Source organism: Actinomadura physcomitrii, from assembly GCF_008923205.2.
In the GTDB taxonomy this organism is placed as follows: domain Bacteria; phylum Actinomycetota; class Actinomycetes; order Streptosporangiales; family Streptosporangiaceae; genus Spirillospora; species Spirillospora physcomitrii.
The window spans coordinates 41,624-62,875 of record NZ_WBMS02000022.1; the positions used below are offsets into that span (position 1 = coordinate 41,624).

A 21,252-nucleotide genomic window follows, 5' to 3' on the forward strand; every position below is an offset into this window, starting at 1 on the left:
GGGAAGAGGGCGGGGGCCCGGCGGGTTCACACTCGTTATGAGCATCCCCTTCTCCGTCCTCGACCTGGCGCCCGTGGTGAGCGGCGCCACGTCCGGCGACGCCCTGCGCAACACCCTCGACCTGGCCCGGCGCACCGAGGGGCTCGGCTTCCACCGGTACTGGCTGGCCGAGCACCACACGATGCCGGGCATCGCGAGCTCGGCGACCTCGGTGCTGATCGGGCAGGTCGCGGCCGTGACGTCGCGGATGCGGGTCGGGTCGGGCGGGGTGATGCTGCCGAACCACGCGCCGATGGTGGTAGCCGAGCAGTTCGGGACGCTGGAGGCGCTGTTCCCCGGGCGGATCGACCTCGGCCTCGGCCGGGCGCCCGGCACCGACCAGGCGACCGCGCGGGCGCTGCGCCGCTCCCCCGACGCGCTGTCCGTCGACGACTTCCCCGAGCAGGTCATCGAGCTGCGCAACTACTTCGCCGAGGACAGCGCGGTGACGCCGGCGGCGGGCAACGAGCCGCCGGTGTGGCTGCTCGGGTCAAGCGGGTACAGCGCCCGGCTGGCCGGGCTGCTCGGGCTGCCGTTCGCGTTCGCGCACCACTTCAGCGCGGAGAACACGCTGCCCGCGCTGGCGCTGTACCGCGACACGTTCCGGCCGGGGACGCTGACCGAGCCGTACTCGATGATCGGCGTGGCGGTGACGGCGGCGGAGTCCGACGAGCGGGCCCGCGAGCTGGCGGCGCCGCAGGCGCTGTCGTTCCTGCGGCTGCGGCAGGGCCGTCCCGGGAAGCTTCCGACGCCGGAGGAGGCCGCCGCCCACCCGTACACCCCGCTGGAGCGGCAGATGATCGACTCGCGGCTCGCCGACCAGGTGATGGGCGGTCCCGAGACGGTGAAGCGGCAGATGGACGCGCTGATCGAGCGGACCGGCGTGAACGAGGTCATGGTGACCACGCAGGTGTTCGACCACGCCGACCGGATCCGCTCCTACGAGCTCCTCGCGGAGCTGTACGACCTGAAGGCCGCCGAACCCCCCGCCGCCCGCGGCCTCTGACTCCGTTGAGTTGTGGCGTGTCGTGGTTCTCGCCGTGCCGAAAACCACGACACGCCACAAGTGAACGGGTGTTCAGGCGGCGAACGCCTGCTCGATGACGTCGAGGCCCTCGTCGAGCAGGTGATCGGGGATGACCAGCGGCGGCAGGAAGCGCAGTACGTTCCCGTACGTCCCGGCGGTCAGCACCAGCACTCCCGCGGCGTGGCAGCGGCGCGCGACCTCCGCCGTCAGCTCCGGGTCGGGGTCCTTGGTGCCGGGCCTGACCAGCTCGATCGCGATCATCGCGCCGCGTCCCCGGACGTCCCCGATCGCCGGGTGCGCGTCCGCGAGCGCGCGCAGCCGGGGCAGCATGACCTCCCCGATCCGGCGGGCCCGCTCGACCAGCTTGCCCTCCTCGATCTCCTCCAAGACGGCGAGGGCCGCCTCGCAGGCCAGGGGGTTGCCGCCGTAGGTGCCGCCGAGCCCGCCGCCGTGCACCTTGTCCATGATGTCGGCGCGGCCGGTGACGCCCGCCAGCGGCAGCCCGCCCGCGATGCCCTTCGCGGTCGCCACGATGTCCGGGACGATCCCCTCGTGCTCGCAGGCGAACATGTCGCCCGTCCGCGCGAACCCGGTCTGCACCTCGTCGGCGACGAACAGGATGCCGTTGGCGCGGGCGAACTCGGCGAGCGCGGGCAGGAAGCCGGGCGCGGGCTCGATGAACCCGCCCTCGCCCTGGATCGGCTCGATCAGCAGCGCGGCCACGTTGGACGCGCCGAGCTGCTTGGTGATCTGGTCGATCGCCTGCGCCGCCGCCTCCGGACCGCAGTTGTCCGGCCCCGTCGGCCACCGGAACGGGTACGCCGACGGCATCCGGTACACCTCGGGCGCGTACGGGCCGAACCCCTGCTTGTACGGCATGTTCTTCGCGGTCAGCGTCATCGTCAGCAGCGTCCGGCCGTGGTAGCCGTGGTCGAACGCCACGACCGCCTGGCGGCCCGTCGCGTACCGGGCGATCTTGACGGCGTTCTCCACCGCCTCCGCGCCGCTGTTGACCAGGATCGACCGCTTCGCGTGGTCGCCCGGCGTGATCCGGTTCAGGTTCTCGCACACCGCCACGTACGACTCGTACGGCGCCACCATGAAGCAGGTGTGGGTGAAGCGGTCCGCCTGCTCCTTCACCCGCGCGGCCACCCGCGGATTGGCGTTGCCGACGCTCGTGACCGCGATGCCCGAGCCGAAGTCGATCAGTGAGTTGCCGTCGGCGTCGACGACCACCCCGCCGCCCGCGTCCGTCACGTACACCGGCAGCACGCTGCCGACGCCGGGCGCCACCGCGGCGGCGCGGCGCTCCTGCAGCGCCCGGGACCGCGGCCCCGGGATCTCGGTCACGACGCGTCGCTCCTGCGGCAGCCGCGCGCCGCCGTTCAGGTTCTGGCTGGTCATGGCGCGAACATAAGCCGAACGGCCCCTACGATGAACCGTACGGGGCGGCGAAATCCGTCCAAAGCTTTGGACATGAAGGAGTGCGGGTGCCGCCGACGCTGGCCGCCGTCGCGGCCCTTCCCCAGCTCGGCCTGCGCCCCCTCACCGGCCCGCTCCCGGACGCGCCCGTCGTGTGGGTCGCGGTCAGCGAGCTGGAGGACCCGACCCCGTTCCTCGAAGGCGGCGAGCTCGTCCTCACCACCGGCATGCGGCTCACCGCCGGCGGCGCCGCCGGCTACGTCGACCGGCTGGTCCGGCGCGGCGTCGCCGGGCTCGGCTTCGCGGTCGGCGTCATCCACCCCGACGTGCCGCCCGCGCTGCTCGCCGCGGCCCGCGACCGGGGCCTCGCGCTGCTGGAGGTGCCGCGCCCCACCCCGTTCATCGCGATCGGCAAGGCCGTCTCGCGGATGCTGGCCGCCGAATGGTACGAGGACGTCACCCGCGCGTTCCAGGCGCAGCGGGAGCTGACCCGCGCCGCGCTCACCGGGCCCGGCGCGCTCGTGCGGCGGCTGGCGCGGCTGCTCGGCGGGTGGGCGCTGCTGCTGGACGCGTCCGGCGCCGTCCGGCACGCCGAGCCCGCCGGCGCCCGCGACCGCGCCGCCGCCCTCGCCCCCGAGCTGGCCCGGCTGCGCCGCCGCCCGGCCTCCGGGGCCTCGCCGGCGAGCATGGCGCTCGCGGTCCCGGGCGACCACATCGTCCTGCAGCGGGTCGGGCTCGGCGGGCGGCCCCGCGGGTTCCTCGCCGTCGGGACGCGCGCGCCGCTCCCGCACGTCGCGCACACCATCGTCGGCGCGGCCGTCGCGCTGCTGACGCTCCAGTCGGAGACGCCCCGCACCGGCCGGGACGCGCGGGCCGCGCTCGCGGCGCTGCTCGCCGGGCTCCCCGCCACCGGCCCGGCGGTGCCGTCCGGACCGGTCCGCGTGCTGGCCTGCGCGGGTGGCGGCGCCGTGCTCGACGCCCTGGAATCCGATCCCGCCGGGGAGCGCTGCCTGGCCGCGCCCCTCGACGGCGGCACCGCCGTGATCGTCCCCGACGAGGCGGCCGAGGCGGTGACAGCGCTGCTGGCGGGCACCGGGCCCATCGGCGTCAGCGACCCCGGCGAGGCGGACGGCGGAGCCGGCGCCCTCGCCGAGCCGCTGCGGCAGGCGCAGGACGCCCTCGCGGCGGCCCGCCGTACCGGATGGCCCGTCCTGCGGCACGCGGACCTCCCCGGGCAGGGCGTCCTCGGGCTGCTGGACACGGAGGCCGCGCGGGCGTTCGCCGGCGCGCTGCTCGCCCCCCTCGCCGCCGAGGACCTGGTCGCGACGGTCCGCGCCTACGTCGCCGCCAACGGGCAGGGCGAGGCCGCCGCCCGGGCGCTCGGCGTGCACCGGCACACGCTGCGGTCCCGGATCCGCAAGGCCGCCGACCTGCTGGGCCGCGACCTCGACGATCCCGCCGCCCGCGCCGAACTGTGGATCGCCCTGGCCGTCACGTCCAACGGGGAGGGTCCGATTGGCCGTCCTGGAGACTCGCCATCCGGGCCGCCGGAGATAGCGTGAGGTCATGAACGTGACCCCATTCTGGCTGGCCGGTCGCCCCGAGACCGGTGACGGTGAGCTGACCGTTACCCACCCCTACGACGGCCGGGTGGTCGGGACGGCCGCCGTGCCGACGCCCGCGCAGGTGGAGGAGGCGGTCGCGGCGGCCGACGCGATCCGCAAGCGGGCCGCGGCGCTCCCGCTGCACGTGCGGGCCGAGGCGCTCGCGCACGTGTCCGCGCGGATCGCCGAGCGGGCCGAGGAGATCGCCCGGCTGATCACCGCGGAGAACGGCAAGCCGCTGCTGTGGGCGCGCGGCGAGGTGACCCGCGCGATCTCCACGTTCCGGTTCGCCGCCGAGGAGGCCCGCCGGTTCAGCGCCACCACCCAGCGGCTGGACACCGACCCCGCCGCCGAGGGCCGGATGGCGTACATCACCCGCGTGCCGAAGGGCCCGGTGCTCGGCATCTCGCCGTTCAACTTCCCGCTGAACCTCGCCGCCCACAAGATCGCCCCGGCGATCGCGGCGGGCACCCCGATCGTGCTGAAGCCCGCGCCCGCGACGCCGCTGTCGGCGCTGCTGCTCGGCGAGCTGCTCGCCGAGACCGACCTGCCCGCCGGGATGTTCTCCGTCCTGCCGGTCCCGAACGACCGGGCGTCCGCGCTCGTCGACGACCCGCGGCTGCCGATCGTGTCGTTCACCGGGTCCGTCCCCGTCGGCTGGGCGATCAACGACCAGGTGCCGCGCAAGCACGTCACGCTGGAGCTCGGCGGCAACGGCGCCGCGGTCGTGCTCCCGGACGCCGACCTCGACTGGGCCGCCAAGCGGATCGGGCTGTTCTCCAACTACCAGGCCGGGCAGAGCTGCATCGCCGTCCAGCGCGTCTACGTCGACCGGGCGGTGTACGAGGAGTTCGTGCCGAAGCTCGTCGAGCAGGTCGGCTCCCTCGTCACCGGCGACCCGTGGGACGACAAGACGCAGGTCGGCCCGCTGGTCAGCCAGGACGCCGCCGAGCGCGTCGAGGCCTGGGTGGACGAGGCCGTCGCGGCCGGCGCGACGGTGCTGGCGGGCGGCACCCGCGAGGGCGCGACCTACGCCCCGACCGTCCTCGCCGACGTCCCCGCCGACGCGAAGGTCGCGCGCGAGGAGGTCTTCGGGCCGGTCCTGCTGGTCCAGCCCGTCGACGGCGTAGACGAGGCGTTCGCGCTGGTCAACGACTCGAAGTTCGGGCTGCAGGCGGGCGTGTTCACGCGGAACCTCGACATCGCGTTCCGCGCCCACCGCGAGCTGGACGTGGGCGGCGTCGTGATCGGCGACGTCCCGTCCTACCGCGCCGACCAGATGCCCTACGGCGGCGTGAAGGACTCCGGCGTCGGGCGCGAGGGGCTGCGGTCGGCGATGGCCGACTACACCGAGGAGAAGGTCATGATCTTCACCGGGCTGCTCCTCTGAGCACCGCCCGCGGGCCCGCCCCCGGCCGGGGGCGGGCCCGCCGGTGTCAGAGCAGCCCGGTCCGCAGCGCCCCGGCCGCCTCGGACAGGGCCTCCTGGAACCGGCCGCCGAGCCCCCACATGTTCGCGAACCCGTGGATGAGGTCCTCCTGCCGGCGCAGCGCGACCCGCACCCCCGACTCCCGCAGCCGCTTCGCGAACGCCTCCCCCTCGTCCCGCAGCGGGTCGAACCCGGCGGTGGCGAGGTAGGTGGCCGGGAACCCGCTCAGGTCGTCGGCGAGCAGCGGCGACGCCTTCGGGTCGGTGCGCCGCGCCACGTCCGGGCAGTAGTGGTCGCTGAACCAGACCATGTCGGCGTCGGTCAGGTAGAAGCCGTCCGCGAACAGGTGCCGGGACCGCCGCCGCACCGACATGTCGGTCGCTGGGTAGAACAGCAGCGCGAAGTCCGGCCGGCGGTCCGCGAACGCCCCGACGACCGCCGCGAGGTTGCCGCCCGCGCTGTCGCCGCCGACCGCGACCGCCGCCGCGGACGCGCCGAGCGCCGCCGCGTTCTCCACCGCCCACGCGTACGCCGCGAGCGCGTCGTCCGCCGCCGCCGGGAACCGGTGCTCGGGCGCGAGCCGGTAGTCCACCGACAGCACCCGCACCTCGGCGTGCACCGCGAGGTACCGGCAGACCGAGTCGTGCGTCCCGATGTCGCCGATCACCCAGCCGCCGCCGTGGAAGAACACCAGCAGCGGCGAGCCCTCCGCCAGCCCCTTCGGCTCGTACAGCCGCGCCGGGACCGTCCCGGCGGCGGTCAGGTCCCGCGTCCGTACCGGCCGCTCCGGCAGCCGGTCGATGTACTGCTGCCCGCGCGCGAGGCCCTGCCGCGCCTGCGCCGGCGTCGCCCCGGTGAGGGTCGCGCCCTCCAGCCGCGTCATCAGCAGGAGCAGCTGTGCGTCCAGCGCGAGCCGCTGGCCGTCGCGCACCACCGGCCGCCCGGCGATCAGCCGCCGCACCGGATCCGGGAGCGCGAACACGGCGCGGAGCACGGCGCCCGCGACCGACGGGGGGACCATTTCGGCCAGCTGTGCCATCGAACCTCCCAAAACTCGGACGTTCCGGACACCGTACCCCTGCCGCCCCACCGGCCGAACAAGGTTCGGTTCGAATGCACGACGCCGCGCCTAGGTCGGGCGGCGGGCCGCCCAGGCGTTCTGGAACATCTCGTGCAGGGGGCGTGGGGGCAGCAGGCGCAGGAACGGGCCGCCGGCGCTCTTGTCGCGGACCTCCCCGGCCAGGTGGGCGGCGAGCTTCGCGGCCTCCACGGGAAGTTCGGGAGCCTTGAGCGCGAGCCATTCGCCGGGGACGAACGCGGTGCGGCCCGCGCGGGCGCGCTTGTCCTGCTGGACGAGGGCGCGGTCGACGAGTTCGGCCTGGGCCGCCTTGTGCCGCGCGGGCGTCCAGCCGTTCCACTTGCGGACGTTCCGGTCGGTCGGGCGGACGAGGGTGAGCAGCTGCAGGTAGAGGGCGGCCGCGTCCTCGCTCGTGCCGGTCTCGGCGGCCGCCTCGGCGACCAGGTCCGGCACGCTGAGCAGCGGGTTCGCCTCGTAGCCGCCGGGCGGGACGGGCGTGGCGGCGGCGCGGGCCGCCATGCGGGCGACGGCGTCCGCGCGCGCCGCGGCGCCGTCGACGCGGAAGAGCAGCTCGTCCAAGCCCTCGTCGGCGCAGAGGTCGTCGAGGCGCGCGCGGGCCGCCGGGTCGGCGAGCGCCGACGGGCGCAGGACGACGGGCGCCCGCACCCCGCGGGCACCGACGATCAGCAGGCCGTCGTCGAAGGCGAGCACGTCGGCATCCGCCGCCGCCTCGCCCGCGGAGGCCCGGCGGACCGGGTGGGTCTGCGGCCCGAACAGCCGCCCGCGCCGCTCGGCGTCGCCGAGGAGGAGCCCGCCGAGCGGGAACAGCAGGCCCGGCGCGGCCCAGCGGGCCGCCATCCGCGCGGCGAGGACGGCGACGCCGGGGATCGCCGGATCGCCGACGGGGCGCTCGGTCAGCGCCCACACCAGCACGGACGCGAGCGGGATGTACGGGTCGTTGTACAGCCGCCGCGGGCTCAACGCGCCTTCGGCCGAGACGGTGTGGACGCCGATACCGTACGGTTCCTGGTCGGCGACGACGCAGGTCAGGTCGTCAGCGGCGAGCGGGGACGCCTCCGGGTCGCCGAGGGCGGCGGCCCACGCGTCCGAGACGCCGAGGTCGCGTTCGAGGTCGGCGACCAGGTCCTCGTCCACGGCGGCGCGGCGGCCGAGGAGCCCCGCCCACGCCTCGGCCATGCGCGCGGCGGCGGCCGTGAAGCCGCCCTCCGCCCACAGTTCGGCGGGGTCGTCGGGCATGCCGGCGGCGACCACGCGCTGCCGGCCGGGCACGCCGAGGCGGTGGGAGAGGTTCTCGGCCTCCCGCGCGACCTCCTTGGTCGCCGAGTACGGCTTGGTGCGCAGCATCTTCTCGTGGGCGTCGAACCGGGTCGTGAGGTCGCCGCCCTCGTAGGCGCGGCGCGGCAGGCCATCCAGGACGAGCGCCGCGATGGCGCGGCGGACGCCGGTGCCCCGGACGAACGCCGCGACCGCCTCCTTGTCCGGCGCGAGCGGCCCGTTGCGCTCGTACAGCTCGAGGAGGCGGCGGAGCCGGGCGGCGTCGTCGCGGGTGACGGTGACGGTCTCGGCCTTCTTCGCGCCGGCCGGCTCCGGGGCGCCGGCGCGCTGCACGAACCGGTAGGCCCGCTCGGGGTCGATCGGCCCGTCGGCGGACGGGACGACGCCGACGATGACGGTCGCGTCGAGCCCGGCGAGGGCGCCGCCGGTCGCGTGGCCGCGCCGCCATCCGCCGGGGCGGGCGAACGGCTGGTCCGCCCAGGTGCGCAGCAGCGCGGCGAGGGCCGCCCGGTCCCGGGCCGGGGTCGCGGGCGCGACGAGCCGCCACGCGGCCGCGTCGATCGCGCCGAGCAGCGGCGACCAGTCCAGGGGCCGCGCGGGCGGGCTGACCAGCCGGACGGTCTCGTCGATCGCGCCGTCGAGGAACCTGCCGTCGGCGGCGATCGCGGTGACGGTCGCGGGCCGCGGCGACCGCTCCTGCCTTGCGTGCGTCGGCGGCGCGGGCAGCAGCCCGAGCAGCGCGTCGTCCAGGTCGGTGTCGGGAGTCTCGGCGGGCGGCCGCACCGTCGCGCCGGACCGGATCACCTCGACGCGGCGCGACAGCGAACGGCGGCGGCGCAGCACCTCCGCGGCCCGCAGGACCGTGTCGACGACCCCGGCGGCGATCGCCGGGTCGCTCACCTCGGGCAGCTCGCGGGCCAGCGCGTCCCGCACCGCCTCCGGCGAGACCGCGGCGTCCAGCAGCGCGCGGGCCGTCTCCTCGCCCACGCGGCGCAGCGCCGCGGACGACGCGGCGTCGCGCGGGGCGAGGAAGTGCCAGAAGGCGGGCGGCGGCAGGAACGGCCGGCTCTTGCGGTCCGGCCACGGCTCGGCCTCGCCCCCGGGGAACGGGCGCCCCTCCCACAGCAGGGCGCCGTCGGACGCGTCGTGGCAGCGCATCTCCCTGATCGCGCTGTAGCGGACCGACGCCATCACCAGGTCGGGGCCGCCGGGCATGCGCAGGACGCCCCACGGCAGGCCGCCGTCCTTGACGTGACTCAGCCGGGCGCGGCGGCCGTCGACGCCCTCGATCGTCCAGCCGGACGGCGGGCGGTGCGGGTCCGCCCCCCGCTCGGCGACGCGGAAGCCGGCGAGGCCGCCGGAGGAACCGAGCGGCGTCCCCGTCACGCCGTCGGGGAGCCGGACGAGGCTGCACAGGTCGAAGTCCCACGCCTCGTCGTCGCCGGGCGGTTCGGCGGCGAGGAAGCCCGGCAGCGCGCCGGCGGGCCGCTGCTCGCCGGACGCGGTGTCGAGCACCGTCCATTCGTCGATCGAGCGCGCGTAGACCGGCGAGCTCCAGATGCGGGCGCCGTCGCCGAACTGCCGCTCGTAGAGGCCGATGCCCTCCCGGCCTCCGGGCGCGAGGACGCGCTCGCCGTCGTAGCGTCCGCCGCAGGCCTCGAGATGGAAGCCGAGGGCGCCGTCCTGCGGCCCGCGCCAGGCCCGCAGCCCGTAGGTGACGGCGGGCTCGAAGACGTCATCGGGAGCGCTCGCCCAGAACGCGCGCGCGGCGGCACTGGCGTGCTCGTGCTCGGCCCAGCCGATGAGGAAGTCGCCGCCCGCGTAGTGGACGGTGTGCAGCCTCGTCCCCTCCGGCAAGGTGAACGCGCACTCTCCGCGCCGTCCCGCATGGTCGACGGCGATCGCCCGGCGGCGCCCGTAGACGGTCAGGACGGGCCAGGTGGACGTGACGCCGGCGACGGGCTCGCCGAGGACCGCGAGCGCCTCGCCCAGGGCGGGCCAGCCGAGTTCGGCGATGATGCCGGCGCGCAGCGTGCGGGCGAGCGGGACGGCGAGGTCGAGCGGGGCGAGGGCGCCGCCGAGGCCGTCCAGCGCGGTGATCGTCGGCGGGTCGAGGAGGCCGTCGAGGACGTCCAGGGCGCTGTCGGCGTCGCCGAGCCCGCCGGCCGCGACCCGGTCGAGCTGGCGGCCGATCCTGTCGTGGACGGACTTCTCCACACCGGGCGTCTCGGGCAGCCGCGAGATCGCGGTGCCCTGCCGCAGCCCCGCGTGGACGGTGCCCTCCAGCCGCGGCCCGAGCACGGGATCGGCCGCGAGGGCCTTCATATCGCGGCGGGACCGCTCACCCCAGAAGTGCAGCCGCACTTCCTCGCCCGGATCCTCCACGGCGACGCCTTCGGCGAGGCACGCGTCGACGAGGTCGGCGTCGAACAGCGAGGCGCCCTGGTAGCGCGAGTCGTGCAGCCGCACCGGGACGGCCTCGGCGCGCAGCCGGGCCGCGAGGCGCGGCAGCGCGGCGTACAGCTCGTCCGGCAGCGGCTGGGCGGTGATGCCGCCGTAGGCGACGCGGACGCAGGAGTAGTGCGCGGCGAACGCGCCGAGCCAGCCCGTGAGCCCGCCGGACGGGCGGACCTCGCCGTCCGCCATCGCCCCGACGATGCCGGCGGCGTCCAGCATCCGCAGCCAGGCGGAGCCGTCGACGGCGCCGGTCGGGAAGATCTCCGCGAGCCCGGCGCGCAGGGCGGCGGGCGGCGGCGCCTTGGCGAACACCTTCGCGGCGCCGTCGAGCACGCCGTCCGGGACGGCGGTGCCGCGCGCGTCGGCGAGGGCCTGCGCGAGGATCTCGGCGTCCTCGGACGGCCCGAGCCCGGCGGCCTTCGCCGACTTGCGGACGCGGGTGTGCAGGTCGGCGGGCGGGGCGGCGCCGCCCCTCCCCCACGCGGCGACGAACCGGGCGAACTCCCGGTGCGCGCGGTCGGCCGGGTACGTCGCGGCGAGCCACTCCTGGTGCTCGCGGACCCGCGCGGCGCCGATGGCCCCGCCCCGGGCGAACAGGAGGGCGTTGTCCACCCGGTACTGGGCGTCGACCGGCAGCGCGTGCCGGCCCTCGGCGTCGCGGGCGTCCGCGTAGGCGGTGGCGGCGTGCCGGGGCGCGAATCGGATCAGCCGGTGGCCGACCGTGTCCCAGAACCAGGGGAGGTGCGCGGCGGGCAGATCGCGCACCTCCCGCTTCATGTCGTCCAGGAACCGGCCGGGACGCGCGTACGCGCGCGCGAGCCCCGTACGGACGGTCGCGAACAGCTTTTCCGCGTCGAGCGCGGCATCGGGGTCGGTCTCCTCGACCCACTCCAGGTAGAGGGTCGACTGCGCGGGGTCTGCCGGGAGCTGCGGGGACATGGCGGGCAGTATGGCAGCGTCCCCGGACATAACACGCGGGAAAGGATCAAGACGGGATCAGCCCCCTGCTCAACCGGACCCGCGACACTCCCGAACCGGCCGTGTGACCCTCCGCACGTCGGGCGCTGTACGGGTTCACACCGATGCGCAGCGTGGTCGTCTCATGACATGCTGTTGCCAAAGAGGGCGTCAGGAGATCCCTCAGGACAGGAAAGCGATCGACATGCCGGACAACACCGAGCGAGGCCGCCCGCCCGTCCCGGACCTGGTCTCCGCACCGAACCGCAAGGCCCAAAGGCTCGTCGCGTGGAGCCTCGTGGCGCTCGCCGCCGTGGCCGCGCTCGCCGCGCTCCTGGCCTCGACCGTCCCGCGCCGCCGCCGCGGCACCCGGCACCTGCCGCGCACCCGCCCGTGGCACCGCCGCCGCGCCCCGGCCGGCGCTTTTCACGACATGGACGACGATCCCGACGAGGACGAGGCACCGCACACCGGCCGGGATCCGCGCGACTGAGTCCCGCCGGGCGGTGGCCGCGCGGTGCGTCAGCGGGACGGCCGGTACCGGGCCTGCCGGGACGCGGCGGTGCCCGCGGTCAGCCCGGACAGCTCCCGCTCGATCGCCGCGGCGGCGCGCCGGCAGAACTCCTCCGGCTCGTCCGCGGCGTCGGGCCGCTCGTCCACCACGGCGTCCACGAGGCCGTCCCGCAGCAGGTCGGCCGACCGGACGCGCTGGGACGCGGCCATCTCGGCGGCCCGCGCCGGCGTCCGGTGCACGATCACCGAGGCGCCCTCGGGCGGCAGCGGCGCCAGCCAGCCGTGCCGGGCCGCGAGCACCCGGTCGGCGGGCAGCAGCGCCAGCGCGGCGCCGCCCGTCCCCTCGCCCATCAGCAGGCACAGCGTCGGCGCCGCGAGCGTCATCAGGTCGGCGAGGCAGCGGGCGATCTCCCCGGCGAGGCCGCCCTCCTCCGCCTCGGCCGACAGCACCGCGCCCGGCGTGTCCACCACGGTGACGAGCGGGAGCCCGAGTTCGGCGGCGAGCCGCATCCCGCGCCGCGCCACCCGCAGCCCGGCCGGGCCGAGCGGGTGCCCGGCGCGCTGGCCGTGCCGGTCCTGCCCGACGAGCACGCACGGCGCGGCGCCGAACCTCGCCAGCGCGAGCGTCAGCCCCCGCCCGGCCTCGCCCTGCCCGGTCCCCGACAGCGGCGTGACGTCCGCCGCGCCGTACCGGAGCAGCTCCCGCACGCCGGGACGGTCCGGCCGGCGGGACCGTTCGATCGACTCCCACGCGCCGTCGTCCGCGGGCGCGCCGCGCGGCGCCGGCCCGCCGCCCCGGGGCGGGCGCGCGCACAGCACGGACAGGGCCCGCGACGCGACGTCCGCCAGGTCGTCCAGGCCCACGACCGCGTCCACGAGCCCCTTGGCCGCCAGGTTCTCGGCGACCTGGACGCCGGGCGGGAACGGCTCCCCGTGCAGGCCCTCGTAGACGCGGGGCCCCAGGAACCCGATCAGCGCGCCGGGCTCGGCGGCCGTCACGTGCCCCAGCGACCCCCACGACGCGAACACCCCGCCCGTCGTCGGATGCCGCAGGTAGACCAGGTACGGCAGCCCGGCGGCGCGGTGCGCCGTCACGGCCGCGGTGATCCGCGCCATCTGGACGAACGCGGCGGTCCCCTCCTGCATCCGCGTCCCGCCGGAGGACGGCGCGGCCAGCAGCGGCAGGCGCTCGGCGGTGGCGCGCTCGACGGCCGCGACGATCCGGTCCGCGGTGGCCGCCCCGATCGACCCGGCCAGGAACCGGAACTCCGACACGACGAACGCGACCCGCCGGCCGCGCAGCCGCCCCTCCCCGGTGACGACCGCCTCGTCGGTGCCGGCGCGCTCGCGGGCCGCGGCGAGGTCGTCCCCGTAGGCGGTGCCGGGGGCCGGCTCCCCGGCGGGCGGGACGTCCCAGGACGTCCAGCCGCCCGCGTCCAGCACGCGCCGCAGCAGCTCGTGAGCGCCGACCCGTTCCGTCACCGCACCTGCCCGCCCTTCCGCGATGGCGACCGCTCTCCCAGAATCATGGACCGCGAGCGCGGCCGGGCGGTCACCCGGGGTGGACACTGGGAGCGCACACCGCTCAGGGAAGGGAAACGCCGTTGCCCTCCGAAGCCGACGAGATCTGCTTCTCCTCCGCCCGCGACATCGCCCGCCGCCTCCGCGACCGCGACCTGTCCGCGCGGGAGGTCCTGCAGGCCCACCTCGACCAGATCGAACGGGCGAACCCGCACGTCAACGCGATCGTCACGCTCGCCGCGGAACGGGCGGCGGACGAGGCGCGGGCCGCCGACGAGCGGCTCGCCTCCGGTGCGGAGACCGGGCCGCTGCACGGGCTGCCCGTCGCGCACAAGGACACCCACGCCACCGCCGGGATCCGCACCACGTCCGGGTCGCCGATCTTCGCCGACCACGTCCCGGACACCGACGAGCTGGTGGTCGAGCGGATGCGGGCGGCCGGCGCCATCACGATCGGCAAGACGAACGTGCCGGAGTTCGCGGCCGGGTCGCACACCTTCAACCCGGTATTCGGGCTGACCCGCAACCCCTACGACCCGTCGCGGTCGGCGGGCGGCAGCAGCGGCGGCGCGGCGGCGGCGCTGGCGTGCGGGATGCATCCGCTCGCCGACGGCAGCGACATGGGCGGCTCGCTGCGCAATCCCGCGTCGTTCTGCAACGTCGTCGGGTTCCGGCCGTCGCCGGGCCGGGTACCGTCGTGGCCGGTCGCGGCGGGCTGGTCGACGATGAGCGTGCAGGGGCCGATGGCCCGGTCGGTCGCGGACGCGGCGCTGCTGCTGTCGGTGCTCGCCGGCCCGGACCCGCGCAGCCCGATCGCGCTGGAGACGCCCGGCTCCGCGTTCGACGTCCCCCTGGAACGCGACATGGCGGGCGTGCGGCTGGCGTGGTCGCCCGACTTCGGCGGCGCGGTGCCGGTCGACCCGGCCGTCACCGCCGTCCTCGAACCGGCCGTGAAGGTCTTCACCGGCCTCGGCTGCGCCGTCGAGGAGGCCTGCCCCGACCTGTCCGGCGCCGACGAGGTGTTCCGCACGCTGCGCGCCTGGCACTGGGACACCGTCCTCCGCCCGCTGCTGGACGAGCGCCGCGCCGACTTCAAGGTGTCCCTCGCCCGCAACATCGAGGAGGGCCGCACCCTCACCGCCGCCGACGTCGGGCGCGCCGAGGTGCTGCACACCGCGCTGTTCCACCGCGTCCGGGAGTTCTTCGAGCGCTACGACGCGCTGCTCGTGCCGGTCAGCCAGGTGCCGCCGTTCGACGCGGACCTGGAGTACCCGGAGGAGGTCGCCGGGCACGCCATGCCCGACTACCTGGAGTGGATGCGGTCGTGCTTCCTGGTGTCGGCGACCGGGTCGCCCGCGCTGTCGGTGCCCGCCGGGTTCGCCCCCGGCGGGCTGCCCGTCGGGCTGCAGATCGTCGGCCCGCACCGCGCCGACCTCGCCGTCCTGCGGATCGGGCACGCGTTCGAGCAGGCCACCGGGTACGCGCGGCGCCGCCCCCCGCTCGCCTGAGGCACCCGCACCGCACCCGCACCGGCCCGGCGGCGCGGCCCGGCGGCGCGCCTAATCGTCCTCGGCCGGGATGCGCAGGACGAACCGCGCGCCGCCGCCGTCGCCCTCGGCGACCACCAGCGTCCCGTCGTGCGCGCGGGCGATGTTGCGGGAGATGGTCAGGCCGAGGCCGGTGCCGGCCTCGTCGCGGCGCCGTCCCTCGGCCAGCCGCTGGAACCGCCAGAAGATCCGCTCCCGGTCCTCGGGCGGGACGCCCGACCCGTCGTCGCGCACCTCCAGCACCGCGTCCGGGCCGTCCCGCGCCACCGCCACCCAGATCCGCGACCGGGCGTGCCGCTCGGCGTTGTCCAGCAGGTTCGTCAGCAGCCTGACCAGCTGCTCCGGCGTCGCCTGCACCGCGACGCCCTCCGCCACGTCCATTTCCACCGCGACCCGCAGGTGCCGCCGCGACACCTCCGTCCGCACCAGCGCGCCGAAGTCGACCCGCTGCCGCTCGACGGGCACGCCCGCGCCGAGCCTGGCCAGGACCAGCAGGTCGGTGACGATGCCCTGGAGCCGGTCGGCGTCCGCGAGCGCCGCCCGCGCGACCGCCGGCCAGTCCTCGCCCTCCGGGTCCTGCAGCGCCAGCTCCAGCTGCGTCCGCAGCCCGGTCAGCGGGCTGCGCAACTCGTGCGAGACGTCCCCGACGAACCCGCGCTGCCGCTCCATGACGGCCTCCAGCCGGTGCAGCGTCAGGTTCACCGACTGCGCCAGCTCCGCCACCTCGTCGGCCGCCTCCGGGACCGTGACCCGGCCCGGCTCGCCGCCGGTGATGTCCGCCAGCTCGTCGCTCATCTCCCGCACCGGCCGCAGCGCCCGCCGCACCGCGCCCGCCACGATCCACGCGACCAGCGCGGTGCTGGTGACGGAGCCCCCGACGAGCAGGCCGATGAACGCGTCCTTGTTGCGCGTCAGCTCGGTGAGCGGCGCCCCCGCGTAGACGGTCCGGAACCCGGACGAGGTCCGGACGCGCTCCCCGACCAGGTAGATGTCGACGTCGAGGCCGTTCACGTGGATCACGTGGTCCTCGGGGCGGCCCGCGACCCGCGGACGCGGCGCCTCCATCGGCCCCCGGCCGCGCAGCGCGTCGCTGTAGGCGAGCACGTTCCCCCGGTCGTCCACCACCTGCAGGATCGTGAAGTCGGGGTCCTCGGGGCGCAGCGGGCCGTGCGGGTCGGTCTCGCGGACGAACGCGGCGAGGTTGCCGATGACCAGGTCGCCGCGCCGGTGCAGCCCGCCGTACACGGTGCGCTGGACGAGCGTGTAGAACACGACCGTGCCGACCACCAGGACGACGCTGACCATCAGGGTCGCGGTCGCGGTCACCCGGACCCGCATCGACCAGCGGGAGGGCGACAGCCTCTTCCAGGGAACCCGCACCCCCGCGCTCTCCCCCTCCCCGTCACGCGGACGCCGGCGCTTCGCCGCGTCCCAGCGCCCGGGAGGAGTGCGCAGAACTGGTTGTTACCGGGCCGTCGCCCGGTGAAACCTCGCGCTTCGCGAGTGGCCGATGCCCGCACGGACGGCGCCTCCCACCCCTGGGGTGCCGCCCGCGCGGGCATCGCCTTCGGTGCCGCCAGCTCGCCCGCCGCCCGCGCGCCGAGGAGGATTTCCGACGGGATCGGGCTCGCTGTCGAACGAGTCCCACTCTGCCCGCCCCCTGTGGACTGGACGCTACATCGACGTGACGATCACGTTTCCAGTTCTTCCTGGGGGAACGCGCCATAATCTCCCGATGAACGGGGATGGATGGACGCAGGAGACGCAAGGGAGTCGGGAACACCGCCATGGACGGAGACATTCGGCCGCTCGAGCCCGCGGACCCGCGCACGGTCGGCGGGCACACGCTGCTGGGCCGGCTCGGCTCGGGCGGCATGGGCACCGTGTATCTCGGCACCGACCCGGTGTCCGGCGGGCGCGTCGCGGTGAAGACCATCCATCCGCACCTCGCCGGGGACGAGTCGTACCGTCGCCGGTTCAGGGACGAGGCGGACCTGGCGAGCCGGGTCGCCTCGTTCTGCACCGCGCGGGTCCTCGCGCACGGTGAGGACGACGGCCGGCCCTACCTCGTCACCGACTACGTCGGCGGGATCTCGCTGCACCAGCGGCTCAGCTCGGGCGGGCCGCTGCCGCCCGCCGACCTGCACGGGGTGGCGGTCGGCGTCGCCTCGGCGCTGGCGGCGATCCATGCCGCGGGGCTGGTGCACCGCGATCTCAAGCCCGCCAACGTGATGCTGACGCTGTCCGGCTGCCGCGTCATCGACTTCGGGATCGCGCGCAGCCAGGACTCCGGCGGCGTCACCGCGGCGACCGGGAAGGTGCTCGGCACCCCCGGCTGGATGGCGCCGGAGGTGCTGCGCGGCGGCCCGGCGACCCCGGCCGCCGACATCTTCGCGTGGGGCTGCCTGGTCGCGCACGCCGGCACCGGGCGGATGCCGTTCGGCGGCGACCCGGCGGCGCTGCGGGTCACCGACGCCGCGCCGGACCTGTCCGGGCTGCCGGAGCCGCTGCTGCCGGCCGTCCGGTCCGCGCTGTCGCACGACCCGGCGGACCGGCCGAGCGCCTCCGACCTGCTGCTGGCGCTGGTGGAGCAGCCGCAGGCGGGCGAGTGGCCGGCGGCCCCGCCGGACGGGGCGCCCGCCGCCGTGGTGCCGCCGTCCCCGCCGGGCGGGACGCCGTCAGGGGTGAGGCCGCCGGGGACACCGCCGCGTCCGCTCGCCGAGGGGGACGGCGCGTCCGCCGAGACGCGGGCGTTCAACCCGATCGGCATCGCGAGCACGCTGTCCATCAACCGCACCCGGCTGCTCGCCGCCGCGGGTGCCGCCGCGGGGACCGTCCTGATCGGCGCGGTCATCCTCGGGCTGACGCAGGGCAAGGGCGACGCGCACGGGCACGCCTCGACGCCGGTGACGCCGGCGACGTCCGCCCACGCGACGAAGAAGACGCGGGCGACCGCTCCCCGGCCGGCCAAGCGGACGCCGTCGCGGACGCACGCGCCGAAGCCGGCCCCGAAGCACAAGGCGAAACATGCGAAGGGGAAGGGGAAGGGCAAGGGCAGGCCGCACTGACCCGCCCGCGCGGGCCCGGCCCGGGCCGCGTGCGCCGCGGGTCTACGTGCGCCAGATGAGGACGAGGGCGCAGTCGTCGTCGCGGGCGGCCGCCATCCTCTCCACCAGCTCGCGGGCGCCCGTCCCGAACCCCTGGGGGACGAGCCGTTCCGCCTCCCCGAGCAGCCGGTCGATGCCCGCGTCGAGGTCGCTGCCGGGGGACTCGACGAGGCCGTCGGTGTAGAGCATCAGCGCGTCGCCGGGCCGCAGCGTCCCGCGCTCGGGGACGCAGTGCAGGTCGGGCACGACGCCGAGGACGACGCCCTTGGCCGGGCTGACCTGCCACGCGCCGCTGCCCGCGTCGAACTGCACGGCGGGCGGGTGCCCGGCCGAGCCGACGGTGTACTCGCCGGTCTTGAGGTCGACGACGACGTGCACCGCGGTGACGAAGCCCTCGTCCCAGCGCTGCTTCTGGAGATAGACGTTGCAGGCGGGCAGGAACCGGTCGGGTTGGAGCGATCCAAGCAATCCCCCGAACGCACCCGACAGCATCAGCGCCCGGGTGCCGGCGTCGGTGCCCTTCCCCGACACGTCGACCAGCGCGACCTCCAGCGTGTCGCCTGCCAGCGAGGAGACCACGAAGTCCCCGCCGAAGGACGAGCCGCCCGCCTGCAGCATGACGACCTGCGACGCCCAGCCGTCCGGCAGCTCGGGCATCTCGCCCTGCCGGCGCAGCCGGTCGCGCAGCTCCAGCAGCATCGAGTCGCCGCGCAGCCCCTGCACGCCGAGCTGCTGGCGGGTGCGGGCGAGGGTCAGCGCGAGCACCGCGGTGATCGTCAGCGTCGCGACGATGCCGGGACCGATCGCCGCGACGTCGCTCCAGGCGTCGTAAGACACCATCGCGACCACGACGCACAGCAGCGCGACGAGGCTGCGGACCTTCAGCAGCAGCCCGCCGCCCAGCACGATGAGCACCAGCGCGCCCGACGGGGCGAGGCCGCGGGTGTCGTCCGCCGTCGCGATGCCGATGGCGATCGCCGCCACGGCGAGCACCGCGAAGACGTACCGCTCCCTGGTCAGCTTCCCCTGCCGCATGGCCCGGTAAAGGGCGACCAGCGGCGGGATCCGGCGCAGGAAGGCGCGGACCCGCGGCGGGAGCAGCTGGACCAGTCGTTGAAGCATGTCCCGGGCACTGTATCGAGCATTCGCGACGGCGTGCGGGCATCCGGGCCACCGGTGACGTGTTGCAACGATCCAGCTCCGTTCCCTGTGGGTAAGACCAGATCCGAGGCGGAATTTCGGGAACGCGAGGGAGGCGGCATATGGGGCAGCCGGGAATGCGCATCACCGTGACCGCGGCGATGCGGGCGCGGGACGTCTCGCGCCCATGGCCCGACGGCGCCGACGCGCCCGCGCCGGGCGGCGGGCCCGGCGAACGCGGCGAGGCCCCGCGCACGGAGTCGGCCAAGCGGTCCCGGGCGGCGAAGAACGAGCGGCGCCGCCTCGGCAAGCGCGGCGGCGCCCGCAAGGCCCCGGAGAACGAACTGTAGGCCCCGCCCCGCAGGGCGGGGAACGCGTGTTCGAGGAGGTCAGCCCTCGCCGGGCAGCGGCGGCAGCTCGCCCGTGCGCTCGTAGTCGCCGAGCATGGCGATCCGGCGGGTGTGCCGCTCCTCGCCGGAGTACGGCGTGGTCAGGAACAGCTCGACGAACCGGGTCGCGGCGGCGGCGTCGTGCTGCCGCGCGCCCAGGCTGATCACATTCGCGTCGTTGTGCTCGCGGGCGAGCGTCGCGGTGTCCTCGTTCCAGACCAGCGCGGCCCGCACGCCCTTCACCTTGTTGGCCGCGATCGCCTCGCCGTTGCCGGAGCCGCCGATCACGATGCCGAGCGTGCCGGGCTCCGCCGCCGTGCGCCGAGCCGCGCGCAGCACGAACGGCGGGTAGTCGTCCACCGCGTCGTAGGCGAACGCGCCGCAGTCGACGGGCTCGTGCCCGTTGGCCTTCAGCCAGGAGACCAGGTGCTCCTTCAGTTCGAAGCCAGCATGGTCGGTTCCCAGAAACACGCGCATGGGCCCGATTCTCGCAGGCCCGCGCCCCTGGCGCGCGCCGGGGTCAGGAGGCCCTTCTCACAGGCGCACGCCCGCGCGCACGGTCACTGGGGCGGGGGCATCGGGTCCGGGTCGCGGGGCAGGTCGGGCTTGCGGTCGACCATCGTCCGGTCGGCGAGGTCGTCCTCCTCGTCGTCGTCCTCGTCGTGCGCCGCGCTCTCCGGCGCCGTGCCCGCGGGGACGGCGTCCTGCGGCCCGGAGTCTCCGGGCGCGTGCGCTTCCGGCTCGTCGCCGTCCGATACCCCGGCCGCCTCCGGCTCGGACGGGGCCCCGGCGGCCTCCGCGGCGGCCTCCGGTGCCGGAGCCGGGGACTGGGCCGGCGGGACGGACGGCGGCGCAGCGGCACCGGCCTGCGGCGGGACGGGCATGCCCTCCCAGCCGGGCGACTGCGCCGGCCGCGCCGGCGGGACGTACGGGACGGCCGCCGGATGCTGCGGCGGCAGTCCCGGCTGGTCGTTCCCCGCCGGAAGCGGCGGCTGCGGCGCTCCGGGCGGCAGGCCCGGCTGCACGCCCTGCGGCGGGACGCCCGGCTGCTGCCCGTAGGGCTGCTGCGACGGGTACGGCTGCGGAGCGTACGGCTGCTGCATCGGCGCGCCCTGCTGCGGGGCGAACGACTGCGGCGCGCCGTAGGGCTGCTGCGGCGCGTACTGCCCGGCCGGCCGCGGGGCGGCCTGCCCGCGCGGACGGCTGAGCAGGAATCCCGCGAGCGCGCCGAGCCCCGCGAGCCACCCGTACAGCAGGCCGGAGGCCGCGCCCGCCTCAAGCGACTCGAAGAAGTTGCGGCTCACCGACCCGCCGGGGTACCTGACCGCCCACTTCAGCAGCAGCCCGGACAGGCCTCCGGCGACGCCGCCCGCGACGACCGCGGCCCACCATCCGGTGATCAGCGCGCTGAGCGGGCCGCGCTGGGGATCGACCGTGCGGGCCGCGGCCAGCACGAGCAGCGCGACCACGGCGAACAGCACCAGCGTGGTGAGGTCGTCCGACACGACGAAGCGCCAGTCCAGCCCGCGCGGCGGAGTGAAGCGCCAGGCGACGAAGAACAGGTGCCGCACCAGCGGACCGAGGCCCTCATCGAGCTTGAAGCCGCTCTTGTCGATGGCGTCGACGACCCATTGGTTGCCGACGAGCAGGGCCAGCACCAGGAGGGGCACCAGCGATCCGCCCGACATCATGAACATCCGCCGCGTCGTCATGGCGGGCAGGGTAG

General features: G+C 76.1%; 15 protein-coding genes. 7 read left to right on the forward strand and 8 right to left on the reverse strand.

Annotated features, from left to right (window positions below; all coding sequences use genetic code 11):
- Positions 1-37: 37 nt before the first annotated feature.
- Complete coding sequence (locus F8568_RS26080; protein ID WP_202125348.1) at positions 38-1,045, forward strand: LLM class flavin-dependent oxidoreductase; 1,008 nt, start codon at positions 38-40, stop codon at positions 1,043-1,045.
- A 72-nt stretch (positions 1,046-1,117) separates the two neighbouring features.
- On the opposite strand, the gene gabT is transcribed toward F8568_RS26080, so the two are convergent.
- Positions 1,118-2,470: a 4-aminobutyrate--2-oxoglutarate transaminase gene (gene gabT / locus F8568_RS26085; protein WP_151596329.1), complete on the reverse strand. Its 1,353-nt coding sequence runs from the start codon at positions 2,468-2,470 to the stop codon at positions 1,118-1,120.
- Positions 2,471-2,556: 86 nt separating this feature from the next.
- Between gabT and F8568_RS26090 the strand changes: the two genes are divergently transcribed.
- Positions 2,557-4,050: a PucR family transcriptional regulator gene (locus F8568_RS26090; protein WP_151596330.1), complete on the forward strand. Its 1,494-nt coding sequence runs from the start codon at positions 2,557-2,559 to the stop codon at positions 4,048-4,050.
- Positions 4,051-4,054: 4 nt separating this feature from the next.
- Positions 4,055-5,482 (forward strand): aldehyde dehydrogenase family protein, encoded by a 1,428-nt coding sequence (locus tag F8568_RS26095; protein ID WP_151596331.1) that lies wholly within the window; start codon positions 4,055-4,057, stop codon positions 5,480-5,482.
- Positions 5,483-5,528: 46 nt separating this feature from the next.
- Here F8568_RS26095 and F8568_RS26100 read toward each other — a convergent pair whose 3' ends face one another.
- Positions 5,529-6,560 (reverse strand): alpha/beta hydrolase, encoded by a 1,032-nt coding sequence (locus F8568_RS26100; RefSeq protein WP_151596332.1) that lies wholly within the window; start codon positions 6,558-6,560, stop codon positions 5,529-5,531.
- A gap of 90 nt (positions 6,561-6,650) precedes the next feature.
- Positions 6,651-11,291, reverse strand: a complete 4,641-nt coding sequence (locus F8568_RS26105; protein WP_151596333.1) for a hypothetical protein — start codon at positions 11,289-11,291, stop codon at positions 6,651-6,653.
- Positions 11,292-11,514: 223 nt separating this feature from the next.
- Here F8568_RS26105 and F8568_RS26110 point away from each other — a divergent pair, with 223 nt between their 5' ends.
- Complete coding sequence (locus tag F8568_RS26110) at positions 11,515-11,802, forward strand: hypothetical protein (RefSeq protein WP_151596334.1); 288 nt, start codon at positions 11,515-11,517, stop codon at positions 11,800-11,802.
- Positions 11,803-11,831: 29 nt separating this feature from the next.
- Here F8568_RS26110 and F8568_RS26115 read toward each other — a convergent pair whose 3' ends face one another.
- Positions 11,832-13,304: a carboxyl transferase domain-containing protein gene (locus F8568_RS26115; protein WP_151596335.1), complete on the reverse strand. Its 1,473-nt coding sequence runs from the start codon at positions 13,302-13,304 to the stop codon at positions 11,832-11,834.
- Between the two features lie 122 nt (positions 13,305-13,426).
- Here F8568_RS26115 and F8568_RS26120 point away from each other — a divergent pair, with 122 nt between their 5' ends.
- A complete protein-coding gene (locus F8568_RS26120) occupies positions 13,427-14,851 on the forward strand; it encodes an amidase (protein ID WP_207750429.1) in 1,425 nt (474 codons plus the stop codon).
- A gap of 51 nt (positions 14,852-14,902) precedes the next feature.
- Here F8568_RS26120 and F8568_RS48605 read toward each other — a convergent pair whose 3' ends face one another.
- Positions 14,903-16,270 (reverse strand): sensor histidine kinase, encoded by a 1,368-nt coding sequence (locus F8568_RS48605; RefSeq protein ID WP_151596337.1) that lies wholly within the window; start codon positions 16,268-16,270, stop codon positions 14,903-14,905.
- Between the two features lie 407 nt (positions 16,271-16,677).
- On the opposite strand from F8568_RS48605, the gene F8568_RS26130 reads away from it, so the two are divergent.
- Positions 16,678-17,958, forward strand: a complete 1,281-nt coding sequence (locus tag F8568_RS26130) for a serine/threonine-protein kinase (protein WP_160573763.1) — start codon at positions 16,678-16,680, stop codon at positions 17,956-17,958.
- Positions 17,959-18,000: 42 nt separating this feature from the next.
- On the opposite strand, the gene F8568_RS26135 is transcribed toward F8568_RS26130, so the two are convergent.
- Positions 18,001-19,119 (reverse strand): PP2C family protein-serine/threonine phosphatase, encoded by a 1,119-nt coding sequence (locus tag F8568_RS26135; protein ID WP_151596339.1) that lies wholly within the window; start codon positions 19,117-19,119, stop codon positions 18,001-18,003.
- 140 nt (positions 19,120-19,259) lie between these two features.
- Between F8568_RS26135 and F8568_RS26140 the strand changes: the two genes are divergently transcribed.
- A complete protein-coding gene (locus F8568_RS26140; protein WP_151596340.1) occupies positions 19,260-19,487 on the forward strand; it encodes a hypothetical protein in 228 nt (75 codons plus the stop codon).
- A 39-nt stretch (positions 19,488-19,526) separates the two neighbouring features.
- Here F8568_RS26140 and F8568_RS26145 read toward each other — a convergent pair whose 3' ends face one another.
- Entirely contained in the window at positions 19,527-20,003 is a 477-nt protein-coding gene (locus F8568_RS26145; protein ID WP_151596341.1) for a ribose-5-phosphate isomerase, read from the reverse strand.
- A gap of 83 nt (positions 20,004-20,086) precedes the next feature.
- Positions 20,087-21,238, reverse strand: coding sequence for a hypothetical protein (locus F8568_RS47040; protein WP_151596342.1), 1,152 nt, complete (start codon positions 21,236-21,238; stop codon positions 20,087-20,089).
- Positions 21,239-21,252: the final 14 nt, after the last annotated feature.